The following is a 22,454-nucleotide window of genomic DNA, read 5'->3' on the forward strand; positions in this document are numbered from 1 at the left end:
CGCCCCTTCCGACCCCACCACATTCGCTGAAGGAGATCCGCATGAAGTTCGACAACAAGGTGGTATTCGTCACCGGCGCCGCCCAGGGCATGGGCCTCGCCATCGTTCGCCGTTTTGCCGCCGAAGGCGCTTCGGTGGTGGCCGCCGACATCAACGCCGAAGCCGCTGCCCGTGCGGTTGCCGACCTGGGCGAGCGTGGCCTCGCGGTGGCCTGCAACGTGGCCGACAGCGCCTCCGTGGCGGAAGCCTTCCAGGCCGTTGAAAGCCGCTTCGGCCGTGTGGACGTGGTGGTGAACAGCGCCGGCATCGGCTCGATGGACAGCTTTGTGGACACCCCCGACGAAGCCTGGGCGCGCGTCCTCGGCGTCAACCTCACCGGCACCTTCCTGTGCAGCCGAGAGGGTGCCCGCCTGATGCAGAAGTGCGGCGCCAAGGGGGCGATCATCAACGTGTCGAGCACCGCCGCGATGTCTGGCGAAGGCCCGGCCCACTACTGCGCGTCGAAGGCCGCCGTGATGGGCCTGACCCGCAGCGCGGCCCGCGAGCTGGCACCGAGCGGCATCCGTGTGAACACCATCGTCCCCGGCCCGACCAACACGCCGATGATGGCCGGCATCCCCGACGAATGGACCCAGGCCATGATCCGTGCGATCCCCCTCGGCCGCATGGGCGAGCCGGAAGAGATCGCCGGCGTGGCGGTTTTCCTGGCCAGCGACGACGCCGGTTTCGTCACCGGTCAGAACATTGCCGTCAATGGCGGCATGGCCTTCATCTGAGGCGCCGCCGCGATGACCGACAACGCATTCCTGGCGCGGCTGGACCGCCTCGAATCCATCGAGGAGATCCGCCAGCTCGCCGGCAAGTATTCCCTGTCCCTCGACATGCGCGACCTCGACGCGCATGTAAACCTCTTCGCGCCGGACATCCGCGTCGGCCGTCGTGGCACCGGCCGTGCGGCCCTCAAGGGCTGGGTCGACGAGACCCTGCGCGAGCAGTTCTCCGGTACATCCCACCATGTGGGCCAGCACATCATCGAGTTCACCGACCCGGACCACGCGGTCGGCGTGGTGTACTCGAAGAACGAGCATGAGACCGGCCCCGAGTGGGTGATCATGCAGATGCTCTACTGGGACGACTACGAGCGCATCGACGGGCGCTGGTACTTCCGCCGCCGCCTGCCGTGCTACTGGTATGCGGTGGATCTCAACAAGCCGCCGATCGGCGAGCGCAAGATGCGCTGGCCCGGCCGCGAGCCCTATGATGGCAGCTTCCATTCGCTGTTCCCGTCCTGGCAAGCCTTCTGGGCCCAGCGCCCGGACAAGGACAGCCTGCCCGAAGTGGCGCCGGCAGCACCGCTGGAAGGCTTCCTCGCCAACCTGCGGCGCGACGCGCCCGATCCGCGCATCCGGGTCCGCTGATGAGCTGGAAGATGATCTACCTCGCCAGGCGCAACCCCGCCCTGGCGGCGGAGGACTTCCCGCAGGCCTGGCGGGAGCACTCGGCCCTCGGCAGCCGGTGTACCAACGTGCGCGACAAGGTGCTGACCGTTACCCAGTGCTCCCGCATCCTCGACCGGCCGGCCACGCTGGCCGGCGCGTCGGCGGACTACGACGGAGTGAACTTGCTCGGACTGCGCGACCGTCAGGCCGCTGACGATATCTGGAGCGACGAGGAAACCCTGCGCGTCATGCGGCCGGACGAACCGCGGGTGTTCTCCACCTATGTGCGCGATTTCACCCTGGTCGCCCATGAATCGCTGTTGTACTGCGGGCCGGTCAGCGGCACCTGCGTCATCGGCTTCCTGCGCTTGCGCACCGGAGTGAACTGCGGTGACTTCGCCCGTGCTGTCCATGCCAGCACGCCATCCATGTGGCGCGCTTCGCCGACCCTGGCGCGGGCGAGCCGGTTGGTCTTCAACAAGGTGCATGGGGTGCCGCCGCCCGGCTACGAATACGCCGCCGTGCTCGAAGCCTGGTTTGGATCGCCGGAGGAGATTGCCGAAATCTTCGACGGCACGACGCTGTGGCAGAGCTTGCCAGCGCAAATTGCCGCCTGCATCGATGTGGACGGCTCGGTGTGCATGCTCACGCGGGTGACCCACAAGCGCCCCTGAGCGGCCCGTGGGCCGACGACGATGTGCCAATCGTCATGCTGGCTCACCAGGGTTGGGCGTCGCATGGGGCTATACACGGGCGGCCACGCCATCTTTGATTTTCCGGATTTCACGAAGTCAAGTAATTGCTTCATTTTCGCCGGCTGTCGATCGGCCCAACATCTGAGCCCATCGAAACATCGTGCTGGGGTGTCCTTGTTGTCCGCCGCTACGCTTACGACCCGCCCATCCACCGAAATTGTGCCCAGCGACTACCTGGCCGTGCCGGTGCTCCTGAATCTGCGCACTTCATTCGTTTTGCCCCTTGCGCCGGATTTCGTCGATGGGCCGCTGGCATGGATTCCCTGCGGGGTCAGCCTGCCCCTGCCGCACGCGCTGCCGCCTCTTCCAGAGGGTGAAACGGCGTGTGTCATCGCGCTGTATCCGCGAGATGATTCGGAAGATCCGCCCGGAGAGCTCCAGCAGGGTTTGCCGCTGACGCCGGCTTGGTTACGCGCGGCCTTGCTGCGCAGCGAATGGGACGATGCGATCGCCGTCGGGCCCGTGCTCCCGCTCGATGCGGCCCAAATGGCCGGCCAGTTCATGCATGCCATCGCGGCGGGGCAGGAAGCCGCGTACGAGCTGGCCCGAACCCTGTCGTCGGAAGCTGTGGACGTCGCCGAGCGGGCCGCAAGACGCTTCCGCGCCGAAGTCCAGGTCCTCGAGCTCAGCTAACTCGAGCCGTCCTTGCGACCGGATAAGGGACATCTCCCTGTAATGTCCCTGCGCTAGTCTTACGAATCGAACGAAAAGCGGCCTCTCAAATGCAGACCGGCGCTTACGCGTAAAAGGTGTTCATCCTGCAAGTCTTTTCCGTTTCTGTTCCTTTGCTTGATCGACCGGCCCGGTTGGTGCAAGCCTTCGATGCGTTTGAAGCGGCGCAGCGTGTGGCGCGTCAACTGCCTACGCCGGCGCCCGTCGTGGTGGCATGCCGGTGCCACGTTGCACCCAAGGAGTTGGCTGCGCATGTTCAGGGCGAAGCCCTTGCCCCTGCGCCGGGCAATGCCTTCCAGGCAAAGTCCGTTACATTCCATTTCCTTGCGGAAGAGTTTGACGGCGTGGCGCGCGTCGAAGTCCTCGCCCCCCAGTGCAGCATCACGGTGGACTATCGCGTCGGTGCCGACGGCGTTGTCGCAGGCCTGACGACCGAAGGGGCCGGCCAATTGCTGCTGCATCTCAAGGGCAAGACCTGCATTCAGGAATTCACCGAATATCTGGCCAGAACGGTAGAACGCGCCTTTGTGGCCGGCGATCTCCTGCCGGCCAGGGTGAGCAATGCCCTGCGCAGCGACGTCTCGTCGGTTGCCGTGCCCCCGAACCAGGATGTCCGCCCGGGGTTGATGCCCGGCTGAATGTTCTACGCCTTCGGGCTTTGTAGAACTGTATTTTTATTCAATACTCTGCCACCATTGCGCCCCTTCGTTTTTCCCGTGCGGGAAAAGAACGCTGTCGAGCAATGGCTTCAAACAAAGCGCACCACGCCACCGGCTGGGCCGCGGCGGTGATCGCGGCGGCCGTCGTTGCCCATTCTGGCGCTGGCGGCCCTTATCAAATGTGGAGCGCCTTGAGCTTCGTGATGGGCCTGGCCGGCAGTACTGCCCCCGACTGGCTGGAAGTGGCATGGTGGTCGCGGTCGCGCCGCCTGTGGATCACCCATCGAACCCTGACGCACTGGGGGCTGGCCTGGATCGCGCTCCTTTTCTATTCCTATGAACAGCTTGGAAAAAACTCCCTGGCAGCGCTGGGCGTGGGCTTTGCCATCGGTGGGGTGATGCACCTGCTGGCGGATTGGCCCAATCCGCTCGGTGTCCCCTGGTTGTGCTGCCGCCATTCCCTGAAGTGGTGGAAGAGCGGCCGCTGCGACCTGATCGTCGTCGCCGCCTCGTGGATCGGCGCCTTCGCCTGCGCGGACTACGTTTGGTTCCACGGGGTTCACTGCGCGTGGATCATGGAGTGTGTGCGTTCGGTGGCGAGAGATGGCTTGTAGCGGGCCGATTCTTTGTGCGCTAATTTACGCAAGCCACCTCAGCAGCACACCGTAGAGCCTGTCGGGGGCAACCGGTTTGGAAACGAAGTCGTTCATGCCAGCCTCCAGGCAGCGTACCTCGTCCTCACTGAAGGCATTGGCGGTCATGGCGATGATGGGCGTCTTCTTGTCGCTTTCCAGCTGGCGGATGAGTTTCGTCGCGGTGACGCCATCCATCCTGGGCATCTGAATATCCATCAGGATCAGGGCGTAAGTGCCCGGCCGGACATCGCGCATCTTTTCGACGGCAATCTCGCCGTCTTCAGCAAAGTCGCACACCAGGCCGACCTCTTCCAGCATCGCCTGGGCGACCATCTGGTTCACCTCGTTGTCCTCGACCAGCAATACACGCGTTCCGGCATGCCGTTCGCGCAACTGCTCAGCCATCGCGGCCTCTGAAGCCGGGATGGAAGCGGGGCTGTCGCCTTCCGCCTTCCGCAGGCGCACCGTAAACCAGAAGGTGCTGCCTTCGCCCAGGACGCTCTCGACCCCCGCGTCTCCGCCCATCAGCTGGGCCAGCCGCCGGGTGATGGCCAGGCCGAGGCCCGTGCCGCCATAGCGGCGGACCGTCGATGCATCGGCTTGCTCGAAGGGCGAGAACAAGCGGCACATGGTCTCCCGGGAGATGCCGATGCCCGTATCGATGACCTCGAAACGCAGCGCGACGGTGTGCTCGTCCTCGTCTGCCTGGATGGCGCGTATGGTGACGGAACCCGTCCGGGTGAATTTGATGGCGTTGCCTACCAGGTTGAGCAGGGCCTGGGTCAGGCGCGTGGCGTCGCCCAGCAGTCTGGGCGGCAGGCTGGCCACGTCGATCTTGAGCTGTAGCCCCTTGGCGGCGGCGCTCTCGGCCACCATTGAGTAGACATTGAAGGGCAGGACGCGGATATCCAGCTCCTCTTCCGTCAGCTGGAACTTGCCCGCCTCGATCTTCGAGAAATCGAGAATGTCGTTGATGATGGACAGCAGGTGCCTGGCCGAGGCCTTGCTGTTGTTGAGCCAGTCGAGCTGTTTCGGATCGGTGGCGCGGTGGGTCGCCAGTTCGATCATGCCCATGATGCCGTTCATGGGGGTGCGCAGCTCGTGACTCATGTTGGCGAGAAAGGCGCTCTTGGCGCGATTGGCAGCCTCCGCCGCCTCGGCCCGGTTGGCGAGATCCAGCTGCATCGCGCGGATCTTGATCGCCATCTCGTTGAACGAGTGGGCCAGATCGGAGAACTCATCGGCGCCGCCATCCTCGATCCGGTATTCCAGATTGCCGTCGGCGATCATCTGCGCGCCATCGTGCAGGGGGAGCAGGCGCTCCTTCAACAACCTGCTCAGGTGAAGGGTGAGCATGATGGAGCCGATGCCGAGGGTGAAGGCAAACAGGATCACCGTAATGCTCAGGCGTCGATAGGTGGCCTCGACGCGCTCATCCGTGGCGCTTTGCAGGGCCAGGGCCGCATTCTGCAGGCTGGTGGCCTTGAGCAGGAGCTGGCTGTACAGCCGTCTGTCGAGCTCTTCGTGGATGAGTTTGTTGGTGCCGGGGTTCTTCAGGGCTTCGGTGTTCTGGACGATGCGCTGGAACAGTTGCGTGGCGTCGTCCGTATTCCTGCGCAACTGTTCGAGGAGGCGCTTTTCCCGCTCCCGCGTAAACTTCTCGGTGGCCTCACCCAGCAATTCATCGGCGAGCCTTCGCTTCTTTTCCCAGGTGGCACGCAGGTGATTCTCGCGGAACAGGAAATACTGGTCCCGAAATGCGGCACGCTGGAAATAATTGTCGCTGATCGCATTGGCCAGCGTCGCATTGCTCTTGGCAAAGTTGAATTCGCGGAAAGTGCCGACAAGAATCCCGCCCAGCGCGAGTAGCGCTGCCGCCGCAAGGGCAGAGATGATTCTTAGCCTGGCAGAAACGCTCATGCAGCTTTACTTGCGGATAAGTACGGCCTCCGGCTTCACCGCCATCAGTCCATCCAGATAGACGTAGCTGGCATAGTCCGGCATGTCCGATTGTTCGGTGAGCCTGTTCTTGAGCGCCCAGCGGGTCTCATCCTCCAGGGTCAGCAGCAGCGTCTGATCGAGGACAACCTTGTAATTGAACGCATCCCAGACCTCCTGTACCAGTTTCTTGTCGATATTTGCCGCCGTCGCAACGATCTCCTGCGCGTCGGCGGGATGCTGCTCCACAAACTCTTCGGCCTTGATCAGCGCGCGGAGAAAGCGCCTGACCGTTTCCGGATGCTTGCCGACGAAGTCCTGCTTGGCCGCGATATTGAAGGTTTCAGTGTAGATCTGCCGGTCATAGAAGACCACGCCGCTTGTGCCCAGCTGATGCTTGATCTGGGTGACGGGATAGTTCCAGGTCGATACCGCATCCACCCGCCGGGCCACCATGGCTTGCTGCATTTCGTCGGGCTTCAGCGCCACGGCGTATACGTCGCTCTTGGCGAGACCTTTGGCAGTCAACATCGAATCGAGGAAGAACTCCGAGGTGGTGCCGGGGGTATAGCCGATGCGCTTGCCTTTCAGGTCTTCCGCTGTCTTGATGCCGGCGTTCGTGTTCGCGACGATGGCGTTGTTGAGGGTACTCGACTCGATATTGGCAAGGATGAAGATCCTGGCGCCGCTGAGGATGCTGAACATCACTGGCGTCTCCGCCACGGTGGCCACGTCGGCCTTTCCATCCAGAACCGACTGCAGCGCTTCCTTGCCGTGGGTGTGCTGCAGCAACTGCGCATCCAGACCCTCGTCCGCAAAATAGCGCTTCGCGACTGCCACATGGATCAGGGTGCTTTGCGGTTGGTAGGTATAGGCAACCGATATTTTCTGGGGGGCTTCCGTCGCAGCTCGGGGAGACGGTGTGAGGTTGTCACAGCCCGCAATGATCAGCATGGCCACGATGGCCATCACTGTGTTCCACATGGCGTCCCCCTTCTTCATCAACCGCTGGCGCCTGTATGCATCCTGCGTCATCGGGGAGCGTCTCACCTCAAGATGGGCGCTCGCTATGAAGTGCTGCACTAGCCATCGGATTCTCCGCAAGCGGCGCCTTGCGGTCCGCTGTCCGCTCGTGAATTCGCACGGCGAATCGGTTATGCACCGCTTTCTGCTGCTGGCAAACTGAATGAGCTCTCCAGCATCCGCAATTCGGGTTGGTGCAGAACCGCCAGACGCTCAAGCACTTTTTCCCCCTCGGGCAGGAGATGAATCTCCACCTGACGCCGGTCCTCCTGATTGATGCGTCGCTGGATCAGACCCAGCTTCTCACAGCGATCCAGCAGGGCCACAACGCCGTGGTGCTTGGCCTGCAGCTTTTCGGCGAGTTCCCCGACGCTGGCCCAGTCCTTTCCGCGCATGGCCTTCACGTGCAAGAGCAGCTGATACTGAAGGGACGTGAGGCCTTCCGCATGGCAGATATCTTCACTGAATCGCAAAAAGCGCCTCAGTTGGTAGCGGACATGGGATAGCCGCCGGTAGTCGTCCTGGGAGAGGGTGACGGGAAGGTCGGAGGGGCTTTCCGCTGGGGGCGAATTCGTGGGGTTGCAGGGATCTACATTCGGCATTCGTATCGTGTGCAGCTGAGTCGATCCCCGGATTCTAAAACGTCGCCGTCTAGGATTTCACATGATCCGCAGCGTCCATCGGAACCTGGTCGTCCCCGAGGAGCCGCCGTAAATCCCCACTCCACCAAAGATCGAGACACCACGCGAGAAATGCCAGCAGGGCGGCGACCACCAGCCAGAATCCGGCGTTGATCTGTTCGTCGGCCAGATACACGGCGCACAGACGGGTTGGCGCGTCCTGATAAAGCAGGCCGACGACAGCTGCCATCCAGCACCAGTTGCCGATAAAGAATGCCTGCACGATGCGACCGGCCAGCGGCCACGAGTATCGAAATGCGGCGCCGGCGGCGAGCAGCGAGCCGAACTTGGCCGCCTCCGCCCACGGCAGGAGGCGCGCGGCATCGATGGCACGGGGGATCATCCAGAACGACGTTGCCAACACGCCAAGCAATAGCCCGGTGAGGCCGTAGGCATTCCACGCGTGGAGAGGTGAGGCTCGCGCTGGTTCACGGCCGCCAGCCAGCAACCATCCTGTGGCGGTGATCAGCGGCAGTTGGACAAGCATGTGCCGCGTCATATGGCTTTCAAACCAGCCGCGCACCGCAGGTATCGCCAGGAACAGCAGCAGGCCAAGGGCGATAAGGACACCAGGGCGGTTCTTCATGAACCGGCCCGTGCTTTCGGCGCGTTGCCCGCCGCAACTCTTGCGAGCGCCTCCGTCAGCGCTGCGGCCGGATTGGAGAGATCCATGATCCGTACCAGGCGGCCACGCTGGTCCACCACGTGTATGGCTGCATTGTGCTCAAAGCCACCCAGCCCATCGGGGATGACGACGATCCCGAAGTTGCCGAGCAGTTTTGGCAAATCCGCGGCGTTGGCGAGTGCCGCGAATTGCCACACGGCGCCGTCGGCGCGCTGGTGGCGGGCATAGGCGGCAAGCTCGGCTGGCGTGTCGTGCTCAGGGTCGAAGCTGATGCTGAGCAGGCGAACATGGTCCTGCAAGCCGCGCGCACGGATTTCGGTCTGCAGTTGCTGGAACTCGCTTCCGAGCGTGCGGCATACCGTTTCACAACGGGTATAGACGAAATCGAGAAGGGTCACACGGTCCGGATCGCTCAGGGACACCGGCCTGCCGTCCGTGCCCAGCACCTCCAGAGCGGGCAGCTGAACCGGGGCCTCCGAAACGTCAAGCCGACGCGCGTCTTCACTGGTGAAGGCGCGCAGCCCGTCGGTGGTCAGCACGAGGGCGGAGCCGCCGGCCAGCGCCACGCACAGCAAGGCGAGCAGCGTCCGCATCTCGTCTCGTCCCGACTTCCGGCTAGCGAAATTGCGCCAGTTCGTCGCCCCCCGTCCAGGGCTTGCTGCGCGCCTTGGTGGCGTCACGTTCGGTCGCAACCGTAGCCGGGCTGATCGGGCTGGCCGTGTTGCCCCACTGTTTCCGGACGTAGCTCGTCACCGCAGCGATTTCGGCGTCGTTGAGCTTCTCGCCGAAATTCGGCATCGCTCCCTGATAGCTCGCACCTTTCACCGTGATCGGACCATCGATGCCGTGCAGCAGGATTTGCACAATAAGGCGCTCTTTTCCCGTCGCCCATTCCGACCCGGCCAGCGGGGGGAATACGCCAAGAATCCCTTGCCCGGTCGCCTGGTGACAGGCCGCGCACTGCGCCGAAAAGATCTGCGCACCGTCCACTGCCGCGCCAGGTGCCGCCGCTGCGGTGGCGGAAAGGTCCGAGAGGGTACGCCGGTCGCCGAATTGCGGCGGAGTACGTGGATTCGCAGTCGCAATGTAATAAATGGCCCAGCCGAGCAAAATTGCGACCAAGCCCAGCAGGAGCACGGGAATCGGCGTCGACGACTCGTGGGGTTCGGGGTTTTCGCGCAAATGGGCGTCATGGATGGCCTGTCCACGCTTTGAATGTAAGGTCATGGCTCTGAATTCCTATTTAGCCTGTGCGGCGTCTGGAATGGGGTAGGTGTGGTCAAGCGACAGGAGATACTTGGCCAACCTGATGGCCTCAGGCTTGGCCACGATCACGCCCTTGGCCGGCGCGAACGACGGGGGAAGCGTCACTACCTTGTCGCCGGCCGCGGCCTGCGCCTTCAATTCGAACAGATACGGGAAGCCCGGCATGATGCTGTTCGGGGTATAGGCCCGGGGCTGGTACAGGTGGCCGAGTTGCCAGTCGATGCTCGGCTGGCGGGCGCCAATGTTGAACAGATCGGGGCCTGTACGCATGGTGCCCAGCAGGTGGGGCTTGTCGTAATAGTAGTCGCCGGGAACAGGGGCTCTGCCCCAGCCGCGCTTGGCATCCGGAGCCTGGCTGGCATCGCGCGGCTGTTGGGAATGGCAGTACACGCAGCCTTCGCTGATGTATTGCTGACGCCCCTGAGCTTCTTCCGGGCTGTAATCCTTGAGCTTTTCGGGAGGCCGGACCGACTGCAGCTGGAAATAGGGCAGGACGACCAGGGCGCTGGCGGAAACGGCGAGGGTGACCAGGGCGCCGGAGATGAGCTTGAATTCGTTTTCCATGATTCAGGCCGCAAAAGGGTTGCCGAGAATGACGGAACCAGTACGTTTGGGACCATAACGCAAGGCCATGGCCGCGAAATGGAAGGCAAACACCAGATGGCCGGCCGTCATCAGCGCGCCGCCGACTGAACGCGCTTCCAGATAGGGCAGGGTCACGGTCACCGAATCCATGAACGGACGCGTGGCGTCGACCATGGCGAGACCTTGCAGGACGCCGCCGATGGTCAGGCCGACGAAATAGACAGCGAAGCCGACAACGACCAGCCAGAAATGCCATTCAATCAGGCGCGGATAGGGCCACTCCCAGGCCATGATGCGTGGCATCACGAAGTAGATCGCGCCGAACATCACCATCGTCACGAATCCGTAGAGCCCCAGGTGGGCATGGGCAACGGTGAAGTGCGTGAAATGCGTGATGGTGTTGATGCTGCGCAGCGCCTCAAAAGAGCCCTGGATCGAGCTGAGCGTGTACATCAAGCCCCCCAGCGCGATGAAGCGCAGCGTCGGGGAGTGCGGGATGGCGGCCAGAACACCACGGAGCGTCAGGAACTGATTGGTCGTGAAGGCCAGCACCGGCACGATCATCATCACGCTCTGGACGATCGACAGCGTCACCATCCATTCCGGCACCGGGCCGCCGATCAGGTGGTGGCCGCCGACCTGGCCGTAAAAGAAGGCCAGCGCCCAGAAGCCAAGCAACGAAAGGTTGTAGGACTGGATGGGACGGCCGAGCACCTTCGGCAAAAAGTAATAGGTGGTCGCCAAGGCCATCGGCGTATAGAAAAGCCCCAGCACGTTGTGGCCAAACCACCAGTTCATGGTGGCCTGTTCAACCCCGAAATGAAGCCCAGGGAACTTGGCGACGACGAACAGGATAGGGAACCAGAAAAGGGCCGCGCCCATGTACCAGATCGACACGTACAGGTGCTTCTCGGTGCGTCGGTGCAGGGTCAGGATCAGCGGCAAGCCGATCATCGCGCCGCCGGCCACCATGAACAGCCCCAGTTGCCAGGGGATCTCGAGCCACTCCATGCCGTCGTTGATGCCATTGCCGATACAGACCAGGCCCGCAATCAGCGCCGCGTTCCACAACACGGCACCGAGCATGGCATAGCGCCCTCCAACCAGCTTCGTCTTGAGAAGGCGCGGCAGCATCCAGATCGCGATGCCGAATGACGCCATGGGCGCCCAGCCGTAGGCGACCACATTGAGGTGCAGCGTCCGGATTCGACCGAAGGTCAGCCACGGCGTGTTGGTCAGCCAGTCCGGGTTGTGCAGCTTGAGCGAGCTGGTCAGCCCCGCAAACGAGGCCAGCACCAACCAGACGACGGCGCAGCACAGAAAGATGAAAGCCGGTTTGGCGCTCGAGCGATCCGCTTCAAGCCGGGCGCGGAGGGCGCCCTGATCCGGCTGTGTGTTATCGGCACCACCATGGGCCACCACGCGTTGCAGGGCCGAGATGCCTGCCCGCGTGGCGCCCGGATCTTCGACATGACCAATTTCCCCGGCAGCGAAGATCGTGCGGGCGCCTTTGGCGTTGCGCTCGAACAGATTCCTGCGCAAAGACCAGATGAAAAAGAACAATCCTGTGACTGACAGGATGAATGAAGAAAGCAAGATAGTGACGGTATCCATGGCTCTTCCGTTGGGGTTTGGGGGTGACGACTCGCGGAGCTTCGGCTCCTGCTGATAGTTATTTGCGTGTTGCCAGCGGTGAAGTTCGTCGCCTCTACGGCCTGCTTGGATAGAGAGATGCCTTCGCGCTGCCGATAATTAGATCATAACGTGATATAAATACAACCGCGCTGGCCAAGTGGGTAAGGTGTCACTTCAAATTTGGACAGTAAGGGGCTAAATCGGAGCGTGCAGACGTGCAGTACGAGGCTCGGGCGTGTCCGAGCCTGTCCGAATTCTTGTGTCTGAGGCCTGGCGGCCAAGTCGCTCGAAGAGGTAATACGCGACTTCAAAGGGCGGGCATGGGCGCCGCAGACCCTGTTGATCGTCTTCCCGACGGGAGTGTGCCGGGTGGATCTACGCCGACATCAAAGCCAGCCGTTGGTGATGAACTCCATTACCGGATACACCCGGTTTTCCAGCCGTCGCGCATGCACCGCCTCGACGATGCGCGCCACGCCGCTGGCGTAAGGCGTATCCCCATAGACGCGCGTCTCCATCTGCACGCTGCACGCCCCATCCTCGATGCGGATGCGGTGGAAGGCGTGGCGGGCGAGCTGGTTCTCGGGGATGTGCAGCGTGTCGTGCTGCACCGACGGCTTGCGGACGGACTGGATCTCGTCCGGTGCCAGCCCCAGCGAATGGGCCATGCTGACCGCCGTGCCCGGCACCGACGTCTTTGACGCCTGGTGGGACTCCACCAGCTCGATCTTGTAGCCGCGGAACAGCGGCCCCGACGCTTCAAGCATCGCCATGAACTTGAGCATCAGGATGTTGGTGTTGGGGCACAGCACCACCGGAAAGCCGAACTCGCCCCCCTCGACGTCCGACCCCGTGGACAGCTCGATCAGCGGCGACCTGGTCTCCGCGCAGAACGCACTGACCGCCGCCAACTCCCGCCCGGACCCCGCATGGACCACGATGGCCTCCCCATCGCCCGGAGCCCGCTGCTCCCACGAAACAACCTGATACCGCGTGTCCAGCTCCAGCGAACCGAGCAGCTCCTTCGCCAGCTTGCCGGCTCCTACGATGATGACTTGCATGTCTATGGCGTCGAGATTGAAAGCGGGGAATTGTGAGGGAAGGGGGCGGGGTTGTGGTGGGGCGAAGGCTCACCTCGTGCGTTCAAGCCACCTGAGGAGCGTTTCAAAAAGCACATCGGGATCTACCGGCTTCGCAATAAAGTCGTTCATGCCGGCCTCCAGGCAGTGCCGCTTGTCCTCGGCAAAAGCATTTGCCGTCATGGCGAGGATGGGCACTGTTGTGCCACGAGACGATCGCCGGATCGTCCGGGTCGCTTCCAGACCATCCATCCGGGGCATCTGCACGTCCATCAGGATCAGGCGGTATTCATTTTTCTCAGCCAATTGAACCGCCTCGATGCCATCCACTGCAATGCTCACGTCCTGCCCGATGTCCTTCAGCAGTTCCAGCATCACCTCACGATTCACCAGGTCATCCTCCACGAGCAGGATCCGGCAACCGGGATGCAGCTTCAGCAGCGCCGCTTCAGAAGCACCAGCCTGGGGCGCAGGGATCGCTTCTTCGGCACGCCCTTCCTTTTTGAGCCTCGCGGTGAACCAGAACGTGCTGCCACGGCCAAGCATACTGACTGCGCCAGCTTCGCCACCCATCAACCGGGCAAGTTTTCGGGTGATGGCCAAGCCGAGGCCGGTACCACCGTATTTGCGGGTGATGGAGTTATCCGCCTGCTCGAAGGTGGAAAACAGCCTCGAGAGGGTGTCTTTCGGAATGCCGATACCGGTATCTTCGACCTCGAAACGTACCAGGACCTCGTCAGTGGTCTCGTCCTCCGCGCGCACCCGCAGGACGACGGCGCCCGTTTCGGTGAACTTGATCGCATTGCTGGCGTAGTTGAGCAGGGCCTGTTGCAAGCGGGTGGGGTCGCCCAACACCCGGTGTGTCGAGGGCGGGCTGTCGACGATCAGCTTGAGCTTGCGGGCCTTTGCCTCCTCCTGAAGGAGGGACGCGACGTTGGTCGCGATGCCATCGATGTTGACAGCGCTTTCTTCCAGAACCAGCTTGCCGGCCTCGATCTTGGATAGATCGAGCGTCGCATTGATGATTGCCAGCAGGTGCTGGCTGGCGGCATCGATCTTTACCAGTCGTTCAATTTGATCCGACGGCAAGCCGGCGCGCCGCATCAGGTGCACCATGCCGGTGATGGCGTTGAGCGGGGTACGAATCTCATGGCTCATATTGGCCAGAAACGTACTCTTGGCGATGTTTGCAGCCTCGGCGGCCTCCTTGGCAAGAAACAGCTCGTGCGTGCGCGCTTTGACCACCTCTTCGAGGTGATCGCGGTGACGCTTCAACTCGGCCTCATGTTTCTTCCGTTCGGTAATGTCATGCACGGTGCCGATCAGTTGAGTGCAGACGCCATTACCATCAAATACCGGGACCACGCTGACCTCCCCGACCTTCAGGCCGGCGGGGTAGGGGGTCGTTTCTTCCCAATGGACTGTTTTGCGCTCGTCTATGGCTTGCAGGTAGTGGCCGATAACCATCGTGCAAGACGGCTCGGGAATGACATCCTGAACTCGCTTCCCGACAACATCCGCAGCGGGCACATTGATCGCTTCCAGAAAACGCCTATTAACCGAGGCAAAGCGGAATTGCGCCCCTTCTTCCACGGAGATGACGAAGACCGCGTCATGAACATTCTCGTAAATGGCGGCCAACTGGTTTTCACGGGCACGCAAGCGGACGTCAGCCTGCTTGCGCAGGGTGATGTCGCGGCTGATGACAACAAAGAAATCCCGATCCCCCACGCGCGCCAGGCGAACGGTGATGTCAACCGCGAATGCCGAGCCATCTGCGCGCCGGTCCTCCCATTCAAAATGGGCCGTCTCTCCGGCCCGGACCCGCGCGAATAGCTCGCCCGCCATCTCAGCACTCGGCCGCCCGTTCGGCTGAAATTCCGGCGACCAGTCCGCTGGCGAGGTGCCAATGATTTCTTCCTCGCTACAGCCAAACAAATCCAGCGTGGCCGGATTGCACTGAACCGCAACGCCTTGCTCCGAACAGATGATGATCGAATCCGCAGCCGCATCGAAGAGCGCACGGAACAGATGCGGGTCAATTTCTGAAGAATCCATACTGTCGGTCAAATCACGGGCTCCAGGGCGGATAGGGTCAATGATACGGATCTTTCGCACTCCGCCCAGGGGTTCAGCCAACAGAAGGGCGCTTCAAGCTGCGTTCTCTCCCGCTGGCAGAGCACGCCGCTCGACCAGCCTCATCAAGTCCCGGGCCTCGTCCGCAATCATCCCGCAAGCCCAAAGGTAGTGCTCCTGATACTCCGCATCCATGCGCCGGAACATCTCCGCGGCATTGCTGCGCGTCATCGCGAGCATGGCCTGCAACTGCGCGAGGCGGGCGCTGAGCTGGTCAAGCAACTCTTTCGCCAATTTGCTGACCAGACTTGTTCTGAACTACCTCGAGTGCGTTGTGAGAAAGCCAAAGCAGATCGAGATGGAGAGCGGGCCTATCGGTTGATCAATTGAATGAAATTCTTATTTATCTATTAAATACCAATCGATATTGATTTGTAGAAGTCTGAAAGGATGGCGTGGATAATAATAGAGAAAATAGTAAGGGTTGCAATTGCTGAGAATACTCCCGCCTGCCATCGATGCCGAAAAGGAATTTTAGAAAAAAATATAGCAATAGCATAACCTGCGCTCAAAAATACTGCCCCACCTGAGAGAATGAAAAAGAAGCCCTCAAGGAGGTTTGAGTCTTCATTAAAAATGAACCCACCAAGTATGGCCAAGATGAGACCAATTGGGATGAGCACAGCTGATGTGCCAAATAAGCAAGCAAGCAAGCGGCCCTTTGGAGATAGAATGTCAGCCGGAGTTAGCGGCTTGGCAATATTCGGCAAATGGGGAAGAGGGGGAAGGTGCAAAGTATGTGGGTCTTGCCCTGCAGCTTTAGCTAGGGCTTGCACTTCTAAACGAATCTTCAGGTGTTCAAGAAACGTCTTGTTAGCTTTGACGTCCTTTTCTTCCCCACGCCAAGCCTCCCATGTCTCTTGAAGCTTTGGTAGCGCGCCAAAAAGTGCTGTAATCGTGGCCCCTATAACAGGGTTTATGCCAATAGCCTCGAATACTTCTTTCAATTCGGACATTGTCAAGGCCCCCAATAAATATATAGTAAATTTGATGGTACTTCGTGCTGGAGCAGTCCTTCCGTTTTCGTGCCCGCCTGTTATTATTCTCAATCGACTCTCCGATTTCGGAGATTTTTCCAAAATAGTTAGAAGGTCGAAGGCGCATTCGTTGTTGTGTGGGTTTTAAAATTTCGGCGGCTCGCAATAGATGGGTCGTATTAAAAAATTTAATATAAGATTGGCGATTACATTGCTCTTATTGTTATCTACTTTCTGTGGGCTTATGGCCTAATAGTGGTTGAGTTCAACGAGTTTCTTTGAAAAAGTCACTCAGAAGCCCTCACAAAAGGATCGATTTATCTCTGTTTAAGAATCAAAAATAGATCGTTACCGTAGGTCCTAGGGCTGGAGCGTTTATGTTTTCTCCAATGGTCTGGGGAAGGCCAATAGGTAAGCCCCCACCAGCCGTCCCATGCCATCACACCGGCTTCATCACCCAAACGTTTTCCGTCGTTGCGCTGCGCTGGCGCGGGCGGCGTGTGTCGTCCTGCGGCCAGCCATCGATGCTGGCTCGGATATCGGCGTTGATCGATCCTGTCTGGTAGTAGCTGTGTTCAGTGACCCCATGTACCACTGGCGTGCAGTCCACCTGGCTGATCTTGTTGTGCAACAGGGTCGGACGCGCTGCGCCGGCGCCTCCCAAGCGTTCGGGATTGCCCTTGGTGTAGTCGGATACCACCATGGCCTTGTCTTCCCTGTTGAAATAGATCGTGACCTGCCGCGCGATCTGGTCCAGGTTTGCCAGCGGCTGTCCTTTTTCCAGGGCGTTGTCGTCCACGTCTGGTGCGCACAGGAATACGTGTTCGAATATGCGCGGCAGGACGTTGCCCGGAGTGAAATCGGCGACCCGTGCCAAGGCGTTCTGCAGGACGTAATTGCCCATCGAGTGGCAGAGCAGGTGGATGTCCTGGCCGCAGACCTCACGGCCTCCCTTCTTTGCACCGTCGCGGATGCCAGCCAGGTAATCCCGCACCTTCAGAAAGGCTCTGCCCACGGCGGCACCCGAGCCGGCGGCCTCGCTGCGATCTGACTTGTAGGAGACCCAGGGCAGGGCCATGCCGTCGGACGGCCAGCTGAACAGCACGACCACCACATCCTGCTTGGGGTCGCGTCCGGGCGCATTGCGCAGCATGAGTTGCAGCGCCAGTGCCGATCCCACCGCTTCGGCCCAGGAAACATTGAAGCCGTGGATATAGACCAGCACGTCACTGGCGTTCCGCATCACGGCTTCGACGTTGGCGAACAGGGCCTGCGAGCCAAGCTTTACGTCGCTTTGGCTGTTCTCGTGGATATCGCCGGACAGTTTTTCTTCGTAAGCGCTGATGTCTGCCGACTTGGCGCACTTGGCGAGATATCCGCCCAGTTCTTCGCCGTCGCCAACACCGCAACCCTTCATGCGCTTGCCGAGATGGCGATTGACCTCGGCGTCTTCTGCCTGCACCGTAACCACCCCGAAGCGCAGGTTCTCCATGCCGTCGTCGCTGAACTTGGTGCCGTAGGAAGTGGGGTGCATCCGGTCCCGGCCGACATGCTTGCGATTGGTGGCGTAATACAGCGTGAGTTCCATGACTGGTCTCCCCGAATGTTTGGTTATGCCTTACAGATGGCAAGTCCGTTGCCGTCGTGCATCCACTGCCCACCTGCGCCTACCACTACTCCGGTAGCGGAATTCCATCCAGATATGGGTAGTCGCTATGAATGGCGCCACTTCTGTATCAGCCTAGTTCAAACAGATTCGTTAGCAAGCTCGAGACATGTTGTCCATGACAACGACCTTGCCTGTGCGACGGAGGCCCGCCATCCCACGCACAGTCGATATCTCCTGGCCGGGCTTCGTCTCACGCCTTCAGTCAAGGTATTGGCCGCGCCAAAGTTCTCCGTGCACCGGTGCATGAAGAACTTTGGGATGTGCACGAAGACCTCACACCCGTGCACGCTCAAGGTGCACGCACCAACATTCAACGTGCACCGCTGTTACCTCTTCGTGCACGCGTGTGAGATCAACTCTCACGCGTGCACGAAGAGGTAACACGCCTGAAAGTTCTTCTCACACGCACCAATGTTGATCTCACACGCGCGATATCTCTTGTTCACGCCGCCATACATCAACTTCGCACTGCTGTAGCACACCCCTAGTCCCATCGGACGATGGTCACGCTGCTCAACCCTAATAGGCTGCGTCTCGCAGGCTGGGCCGGGGTGGGCTGGGCTTGTGCCGTCCGGGCGCGGCTTGAACTTCCAATTACGCACCGTCCGTCGTCCGGGGCGGGTGGGCTGGTTCAGGAGACAGACAATGGCTTTTCGCTTGCAGGACAAGGTCGCTTTCGTAACGGGCGGTGGTACGGGCATTGGCGCGGCCACCGCGATCCGCTTTGCGCAGGAGGGGGCGACGGTGGTGATCTGTGGTCGCCGCCGCGAGCCGCTGGATGCGGTGGTGGCGTCCATCGTGGCGGCCGGTGGCAAGGCCGAGGCGGTGGTGGCGGACGTGAGCGACGAGGCGGGCTTTACCGCTACGCTGGCCGATTGCGCGGCGCGCCACGGGCGGTTCGATATCCTGGTGAACAATGCGATGGCCTATACCTGGGGCTCCATCGAGGAGACGTCCACCGCCGACTGGCACGCCAATTTCAGCACCTCGGTGGACGGCACTTTCTGGGGCACCCGCAGCGCGATGAAGCTGATGAAGGGGAAGGGCGGTTCGATCATCAATCTGTCGTCCATCTGCGGCACGCTGGGTACGCCGTGGATGTCCGGCTATTCGGCGGCCAAGGCGGCGGTGATCAATTTCTCCCGCGCGGCGGCGGCGGAGGGCGCGCCCCACGGCATCCGCGTGAATGTGGTGATTCCGGCGGTGGTCGAGACGCCCGCCACGGCCGGCATGCTGGCCGACGAGGCTTCGCGCAAGAACACCGAAAAGCTGATTCCTATGGGCCGTGTCGGGCAGCCGGAAGAGCTGGCCAACGCGATCCTGTTCCTGGCCAGCGATGAGGCGTCCTACATCACCGGTGCGGCCTTGCCGGTGGATGGCGGGCGTTCGTCGGTGCTGGTGACGGCGCTGTAAACGGGGAGCCTGCAGATGGAACGTGCCAGCCTTGCCGCGCTCGCCGTGGCGCCCTTGTTCGAGCCCGTGCAGTTGGGCGAGCTGCGTCTCGCCAACCGCATCGTGATGGCGCCGATGACCCGCAACCGGGCGGATGCGGACGGCGTGCCCGGCGATCTGATGGTCGAGCACTACGCGGCCCGCGCCGCGGCGGGCCTGATCGTTGCCGAAGGCTGCTGGCCGAGCGTGACCGGCCAGGCCTATTGCCGGCAGCCGGGTATCGAGACGGCCGCCCAGGTGGCCGGCTGGCGGCGCGTGACGGATGCCGTGCATGCCCGCGGTGGCCGCATCGTGCTGCAGCTGATGCACGCTGGCCGCATTGGTAGCCGACACATCAAGCCGGCAGGGGTCGAGACGGTGGCCCCGTCCGCCGTGCAAGCGGCCGGCGAGATCTACACCGACAGCGCCGGCATGCAGCCCTTCGACCTGCCGCGCGCGTTGGAGACCGATGAGGTGGCCGCGGTGGTGGAAGAGTTCCGCCGCGCCGCGTCGAATGCCATCGAGGCCGGCTTCGACGGCGTGGAGCTGCATTGCACCAGCGGCTACCTGCCGATGCAGTTCATGTGCTCGGGCACCAATACCCGCACGGACCAATACGGCGGCAGTGCCGCCAACCGGGTGCGCTTCGCGGTGGAGTGCCTGCAGACCATGGCGGATGCAGTGGGTGCCGGGCGGGTGGGTTTCCGCATCAATCCGGGCAACACCTACAACGACACCCGCGACGCGGATTCCGCTGCCACCCACGCCGAGCTGTTGCGCCAGGCCAATCCCCTGGGGCTGGCCTACGCCCATGTAATGCGTGCGCCGGCGGACGTGCCGGGGCTGGATGCCTTCGCGCTGGCGCGGGCCAATTTCGATGGGCCACTGATCCTCAACGACGGTTTCGATGCGCCGTCCGCCGCTGCGGCACTGGAGTCCGGCGCCGGCGAGGCGGTGTCCTTCGCGCGGCATTTCATCGCCAACCCGGATCTGGTGGCGCGCCTGCGCGATGGGCTGGATCTGGCCCGTTTCGACCGGCGCACGCTGTATACCGCCGGCGCGGCGGGCTACAACGACTATCCGGCCGTGGCCTGACGGCGGCGAGGGCGTGGCGATGCCAATCACGGAGACGCAGGGATGGCGACGATAGACCTCGACGTGGTGGACTACGACCGGCTGGTGGCGGCCCTCTACGCGGCGGCGCTGGACAGCAAGCGCTGGGGGCTGGCGCTGAGCCAGTTCCAGCAGATTTTCGGGGCCAACTATGTGACGCTGATCCTGCGCATGCCGGAGTATTCCGACACGGGGCTGATGATTGCCGTCGGCGAGGCGGAGGGCGTGAACAGCGGGGAGCTGAGCTACATGGCCTACCCGTATGCGTCCACGCCCTTTGTGGACATGCCCGCCGACCGGGTGTTTACGGTGGACGACGTGATGCGCGAGCCGGAGTGGCGCGGCAGTGCCTATTACCGGGACTGGTGCATGAACCATGACGTGTTCCATGTGATGGGCGCCGACATCTCCACGCCGGACGCGGGGCGCCTGCGCTTCCGCATCACCCGGCCGGAGAGCGCGCCGCGTTTCTCGGCGGCGGAAAAGGCGCGTTGCGAGGCCTTGCTGCCGCATCTGCGGCAGGCGCTGCTGATCAACAACAAGCTCGGCCGCCGCGAGCACATCGGCGCGCTCTATGCGCGGGCCATGGGCCGGCTGGCGGTGGGCACGGTGGTGCTCGACGAGAGCGGCCAGATCATCGAGCAGAACCTGGCCGCCCGCGAGGTGCTGGCCCGCGCCGATGGCCTGAAGGTGGTGGGCAACCGCCTGGAGGCGTCCTACCCGAGCATCAACCGGGAGCTGCAGCAGCTGATCCGCAAGGTGCTCACCCATCGGGGCGCGGCCGGCGCGAGCCTCGCCGAAGCGATGTCGGTGTCGCGCCCGTCCGGCCAGCACAGCCTGGGGCTGGTGGTGGAGTCGGTGGTGTCGGCGGAGTGGGCCGAAGGGCGCGGCCAGCCGGCGGCGGTGGTGTACATCCGCGATGCGGCGGGCAAGTCGATGACCAGCATCACCGCGGCCAAGCAGTTGTTCAACCTGACGCCGTCCGAAACCGCGCTGGCGATGGAGCTGGCCAACGGCCTGTCGCTGGAAGAGGCGGCGGAGGCCCTCGACATCCGCCGCAACACGGCCCGCGCCCACCTGCGTTCGATCTTCTCCAAGACCGGGGTGCGCCGGCAGACCGAGCTGGTGCGCATCATGCTCAACAGCGTGGCGGCGCTCAGCGGGCGCTGATTCTTCGTACTGCGGGTGATGGGATTGCGCGGCACCGGGAAGCCTTCCGGTGCCGCGTTGTCGTTTCAGGCGGCGCTGGCGGCGGGCTCGGTGCTGCGCCAGTCGGCCACGATGCCGTGTTCCAGTGCGAAGGGCTGGGCGTGGATGGTGCGTTTCTGGAAGCGCGGCGCCTCCGCTGCGGTGGCGAGCCACAGCATCACGGCGGCGGGTACCTCGGGCGGCGCGGCGCCGTTGCGCAGGGCCAGCACGCCCTTGTCGCCGATGGTGGCCTTGAGCGCCTCGGTGGTGACGACACCCGGATTGACGGTGTAAGCCTGGATGCCCTGGTCGCCCAGCTCGGTGGCGAGGATGCCGGACAGGCGCGACACGGCGGCCTTGCCGGCGCCGTAGGCGTAGCCCCAGCCGCCGCGCCCGGCGGCCACCGGCGGGTCGCTCTCGCCGGCGCCGGAGGTGACGTTGATGACCACGCCGCCGCCCTGGACCTGCATGCCGGCAACGATGGCGCGGGTGAGCAGGAAGGGGGCCATCACATAGCCCTGGAAGACGCGCTTGAGGGTGGCGGGCTCCAGCTCCATGAAGGGCAGGTTGAGGTCACTGCCCTGGTAGATGGCGTTGTTCACCAGCACGTCTACCCGCCCGAAGGCGCGCAGCACCACGTCGGCGGCAGAGAGCACCGAGGTGTCGTCGAGCAGGTCCATGCGCACTTCGCGCACCTGGCGGCCGAGGGCGCGGATCTCCGCGGCGACGGATTCGAGGCTGCCGGGCAGGGCGCTGCCGTCCGGGCGGCGCAGGGCGTGGGAATGGGCTTCGCCTTCGCGCAGGGTGCGCGCGCTGATCGCCACGTCGTAGCCGGCGCGGGCGAAGGCGAGGGCCGTCTCGCGGCCGATGCCGCGGCTGGCACCGGTGATGAAAGCCACTTTGTTCATGGGGTTCTCCTGAATGGATTGGGCGCTGCCAGTCTAGGGAG

The 22,454-nt window shown here is 62.6% G+C and carries 23 protein-coding genes; 9 read left to right on the forward strand and 14 right to left on the reverse strand.

From position 1 onward, the window contains the following. Positions 1-41 precede the first annotated feature (41 nt). The 6 genes from ACE3RX_RS08715 to ACE3RX_RS08740 all read left to right on the forward strand — a co-directional run bounded on the left by ACE3RX_RS08715 (position 42) and on the right by ACE3RX_RS08740 (position 4,139). A complete protein-coding gene (locus ACE3RX_RS08715; protein WP_374482403.1) occupies positions 42-776 on the forward strand; it encodes an SDR family NAD(P)-dependent oxidoreductase in 735 nt (244 codons plus the stop codon). Between the two features lie 12 nt (positions 777-788). Then, a complete protein-coding gene (locus ACE3RX_RS08720; RefSeq protein WP_374482405.1) occupies positions 789-1,418 on the forward strand; it encodes a nuclear transport factor 2 family protein in 630 nt (209 codons plus the stop codon). Further along, the gene (locus tag ACE3RX_RS08725) at positions 1,418-2,113 is read left to right on the forward strand and encodes an EthD domain-containing protein (protein WP_374482407.1); all 696 of its coding nucleotides are present in this window, start codon (positions 1,418-1,420) and stop codon (positions 2,111-2,113) included. Before ACE3RX_RS08720 ends, ACE3RX_RS08725 begins: the two co-directional genes overlap by 1 nt. A gap of 195 nt (positions 2,114-2,308) precedes the next feature. Beyond that, the gene (locus tag ACE3RX_RS08730; RefSeq protein ID WP_374482409.1) at positions 2,309-2,827 is read left to right on the forward strand and encodes a hypothetical protein; all 519 of its coding nucleotides are present in this window, start codon (positions 2,309-2,311) and stop codon (positions 2,825-2,827) included. A 116-nt stretch (positions 2,828-2,943) separates the two neighbouring features. After that, the gene (locus ACE3RX_RS08735) at positions 2,944-3,504 is read left to right on the forward strand and encodes a hypothetical protein (RefSeq protein WP_374482411.1); all 561 of its coding nucleotides are present in this window, start codon (positions 2,944-2,946) and stop codon (positions 3,502-3,504) included. 104 nt (positions 3,505-3,608) lie between these two features. After that, positions 3,609-4,139: a metal-dependent hydrolase gene (locus ACE3RX_RS08740; RefSeq protein WP_374482413.1), complete on the forward strand. Its 531-nt coding sequence runs from the start codon at positions 3,609-3,611 to the stop codon at positions 4,137-4,139. Positions 4,140-4,163: 24 nt separating this feature from the next. Here the strand turns inward: ACE3RX_RS08740 and ACE3RX_RS08745 are convergent, their stop codons facing one another. From ACE3RX_RS08745 to ACE3RX_RS08805, 13 genes are all read right to left on the reverse strand, one after another. Continuing rightward, positions 4,164-6,080 (reverse strand): ATP-binding protein, encoded by a 1,917-nt coding sequence (locus tag ACE3RX_RS08745; protein ID WP_374482415.1) that lies wholly within the window; start codon positions 6,078-6,080, stop codon positions 4,164-4,166. 6 nt (positions 6,081-6,086) lie between these two features. Beyond that, positions 6,087-7,067, reverse strand: a complete 981-nt coding sequence (locus tag ACE3RX_RS08750) for an ABC transporter substrate-binding protein (protein ID WP_374482417.1) — start codon at positions 7,065-7,067, stop codon at positions 6,087-6,089. A gap of 185 nt (positions 7,068-7,252) precedes the next feature. After that, the gene (locus tag ACE3RX_RS08755; RefSeq protein WP_374482419.1) at positions 7,253-7,723 is read right to left on the reverse strand and encodes a MarR family winged helix-turn-helix transcriptional regulator; all 471 of its coding nucleotides are present in this window, start codon (positions 7,721-7,723) and stop codon (positions 7,253-7,255) included. 49 nt (positions 7,724-7,772) lie between these two features. Beyond that, positions 7,773-8,387 (reverse strand): hypothetical protein, encoded by a 615-nt coding sequence (locus tag ACE3RX_RS08760; protein ID WP_374482421.1) that lies wholly within the window; start codon positions 8,385-8,387, stop codon positions 7,773-7,775. Further along, the gene (locus ACE3RX_RS08765) at positions 8,384-9,019 is read right to left on the reverse strand and encodes an SCO family protein (RefSeq protein WP_374482423.1); all 636 of its coding nucleotides are present in this window, start codon (positions 9,017-9,019) and stop codon (positions 8,384-8,386) included. The genes ACE3RX_RS08760 and ACE3RX_RS08765 overlap by 4 nt, the downstream gene beginning before the upstream one ends. Positions 9,020-9,041: 22 nt before the next feature. Continuing rightward, positions 9,042-9,653, reverse strand: coding sequence for a cytochrome c (locus tag ACE3RX_RS08770; RefSeq protein WP_374482425.1), 612 nt, complete (start codon positions 9,651-9,653; stop codon positions 9,042-9,044). Between the two features lie 12 nt (positions 9,654-9,665). Next, positions 9,666-10,256: a cbb3-type cytochrome c oxidase subunit II gene (locus ACE3RX_RS08775; protein WP_374482427.1), complete on the reverse strand. Its 591-nt coding sequence runs from the start codon at positions 10,254-10,256 to the stop codon at positions 9,666-9,668. A gap of 3 nt (positions 10,257-10,259) precedes the next feature. Further along, positions 10,260-11,891, reverse strand: coding sequence for a cbb3-type cytochrome c oxidase subunit I (locus tag ACE3RX_RS08780; protein WP_374482429.1), 1,632 nt, complete (start codon positions 11,889-11,891; stop codon positions 10,260-10,262). Positions 11,892-12,298: 407 nt separating this feature from the next. Continuing rightward, positions 12,299-12,973: a dihydrodipicolinate reductase gene (locus tag ACE3RX_RS08785; protein WP_374482431.1), complete on the reverse strand. Its 675-nt coding sequence runs from the start codon at positions 12,971-12,973 to the stop codon at positions 12,299-12,301. A gap of 69 nt (positions 12,974-13,042) precedes the next feature. Continuing rightward, the gene (locus ACE3RX_RS08790) at positions 13,043-15,061 is read right to left on the reverse strand and encodes a PAS domain S-box protein (protein WP_374482433.1); all 2,019 of its coding nucleotides are present in this window, start codon (positions 15,059-15,061) and stop codon (positions 13,043-13,045) included. Positions 15,062-15,142: 81 nt separating this feature from the next. Continuing rightward, positions 15,143-15,349, reverse strand: a complete 207-nt coding sequence (locus ACE3RX_RS08795) for a hypothetical protein (protein ID WP_374482435.1) — start codon at positions 15,347-15,349, stop codon at positions 15,143-15,145. A gap of 128 nt (positions 15,350-15,477) precedes the next feature. Further along, positions 15,478-16,083 carry a hypothetical protein gene (locus ACE3RX_RS08800; RefSeq protein WP_374482437.1) on the reverse strand — a complete coding sequence of 202 codons (606 nt, stop codon included), beginning with the start codon at positions 16,081-16,083 and terminating at the stop codon, positions 15,478-15,480. Positions 16,084-16,543: 460 nt separating this feature from the next. Continuing rightward, complete coding sequence (locus tag ACE3RX_RS08805) at positions 16,544-17,692, reverse strand: alpha/beta hydrolase (RefSeq protein ID WP_374482439.1); 1,149 nt, start codon at positions 17,690-17,692, stop codon at positions 16,544-16,546. 726 nt (positions 17,693-18,418) lie between these two features. Between ACE3RX_RS08805 and ACE3RX_RS08810 the strand changes: the two genes are divergently transcribed. The 3 genes from ACE3RX_RS08810 to ACE3RX_RS08820 are packed head-to-tail and all read left to right on the forward strand — an operon-like array spanning position 18,419 to position 21,487. After that, the gene (locus ACE3RX_RS08810) at positions 18,419-19,186 is read left to right on the forward strand and encodes an SDR family NAD(P)-dependent oxidoreductase (RefSeq protein WP_374482441.1); all 768 of its coding nucleotides are present in this window, start codon (positions 18,419-18,421) and stop codon (positions 19,184-19,186) included. A gap of 15 nt (positions 19,187-19,201) precedes the next feature. Beyond that, positions 19,202-20,299 (forward strand): alkene reductase, encoded by a 1,098-nt coding sequence (locus ACE3RX_RS08815; protein ID WP_374482443.1) that lies wholly within the window; start codon positions 19,202-19,204, stop codon positions 20,297-20,299. 42 nt (positions 20,300-20,341) lie between these two features. Next, entirely contained in the window at positions 20,342-21,487 is a 1,146-nt protein-coding gene (locus ACE3RX_RS08820; RefSeq protein ID WP_374482445.1) for a helix-turn-helix transcriptional regulator, read from the forward strand. Between the two features lie 65 nt (positions 21,488-21,552). Here ACE3RX_RS08820 and ACE3RX_RS08825 read toward each other — a convergent pair whose 3' ends face one another. Then, on the reverse strand, positions 21,553-22,413 hold the full coding sequence (locus ACE3RX_RS08825; RefSeq protein WP_374482447.1) for an SDR family NAD(P)-dependent oxidoreductase: 861 nt from the start codon (positions 22,411-22,413) through the stop codon (positions 21,553-21,555). Between the last annotated feature and the right edge of the window lie 41 nt (positions 22,414-22,454).

It is taken from the genome of Zoogloea sp., assembly GCF_041914405.1.
Classification (GTDB): domain Bacteria; phylum Pseudomonadota; class Gammaproteobacteria; order Burkholderiales; family Rhodocyclaceae; genus Zoogloea.

Bases quoted from the DNA above. Each gene is read 5' to 3' on its own strand.
- ACE3RX_RS08715 (WP_374482403.1), top strand. From the start codon at position 42: ATGAAGTTCGACAACAAGGTGGTATTCGTCACCGGCGCCGCCCAGGGC.
- ACE3RX_RS08720 (WP_374482405.1), top strand. From the start codon at position 789: ATGACCGACAACGCATTCCTGGCGCGGCTGGACCGCCTCGAATCCATC.
- ACE3RX_RS08725 (WP_374482407.1), top strand. From the start codon at position 1,418: ATGAGCTGGAAGATGATCTACCTCGCCAGGCGCAACCCCGCCCTGGCG.
- ACE3RX_RS08740 (WP_374482413.1), top strand. From the start codon at position 3,609: ATGGCTTCAAACAAAGCGCACCACGCCACCGGCTGGGCCGCGGCGGTG.
- ACE3RX_RS08745 (WP_374482415.1), bottom strand. From the start codon at position 6,080: ATGAGCGTTTCTGCCAGGCTAAGAATCATCTCTGCCCTTGCGGCGGCA.
- ACE3RX_RS08750 (WP_374482417.1), bottom strand. From the start codon at position 7,067: ATGGCCATCGTGGCCATGCTGATCATTGCGGGCTGTGACAACCTCACA.
- ACE3RX_RS08755 (WP_374482419.1), bottom strand. From the start codon at position 7,723: ATGCCGAATGTAGATCCCTGCAACCCCACGAATTCGCCCCCAGCGGAA.
- ACE3RX_RS08760 (WP_374482421.1), bottom strand. From the start codon at position 8,387: ATGAAGAACCGCCCTGGTGTCCTTATCGCCCTTGGCCTGCTGCTGTTC.
- ACE3RX_RS08765 (WP_374482423.1), bottom strand. From the start codon at position 9,019: ATGCGGACGCTGCTCGCCTTGCTGTGCGTGGCGCTGGCCGGCGGCTCC.
- ACE3RX_RS08770 (WP_374482425.1), bottom strand. From the start codon at position 9,653: ATGACCTTACATTCAAAGCGTGGACAGGCCATCCATGACGCCCATTTG.
- ACE3RX_RS08775 (WP_374482427.1), bottom strand. From the start codon at position 10,256: ATGGAAAACGAATTCAAGCTCATCTCCGGCGCCCTGGTCACCCTCGCC.
- ACE3RX_RS08780 (WP_374482429.1), bottom strand. From the start codon at position 11,891: ATGGATACCGTCACTATCTTGCTTTCTTCATTCATCCTGTCAGTCACA.
- ACE3RX_RS08785 (WP_374482431.1), bottom strand. From the start codon at position 12,973: ATGCAAGTCATCATCGTAGGAGCCGGCAAGCTGGCGAAGGAGCTGCTC.
- ACE3RX_RS08800 (WP_374482437.1), bottom strand. From the start codon at position 16,083: ATGTCCGAATTGAAAGAAGTATTCGAGGCTATTGGCATAAACCCTGTT.
- ACE3RX_RS08805 (WP_374482439.1), bottom strand. From the start codon at position 17,692: ATGGAACTCACGCTGTATTACGCCACCAATCGCAAGCATGTCGGCCGG.
- ACE3RX_RS08810 (WP_374482441.1), top strand. From the start codon at position 18,419: ATGGCTTTTCGCTTGCAGGACAAGGTCGCTTTCGTAACGGGCGGTGGT.
- ACE3RX_RS08815 (WP_374482443.1), top strand. From the start codon at position 19,202: ATGGAACGTGCCAGCCTTGCCGCGCTCGCCGTGGCGCCCTTGTTCGAG.
- ACE3RX_RS08820 (WP_374482445.1), top strand. From the start codon at position 20,342: ATGGCGACGATAGACCTCGACGTGGTGGACTACGACCGGCTGGTGGCG.
- ACE3RX_RS08825 (WP_374482447.1), bottom strand. From the start codon at position 22,413: ATGAACAAAGTGGCTTTCATCACCGGTGCCAGCCGCGGCATCGGCCGC.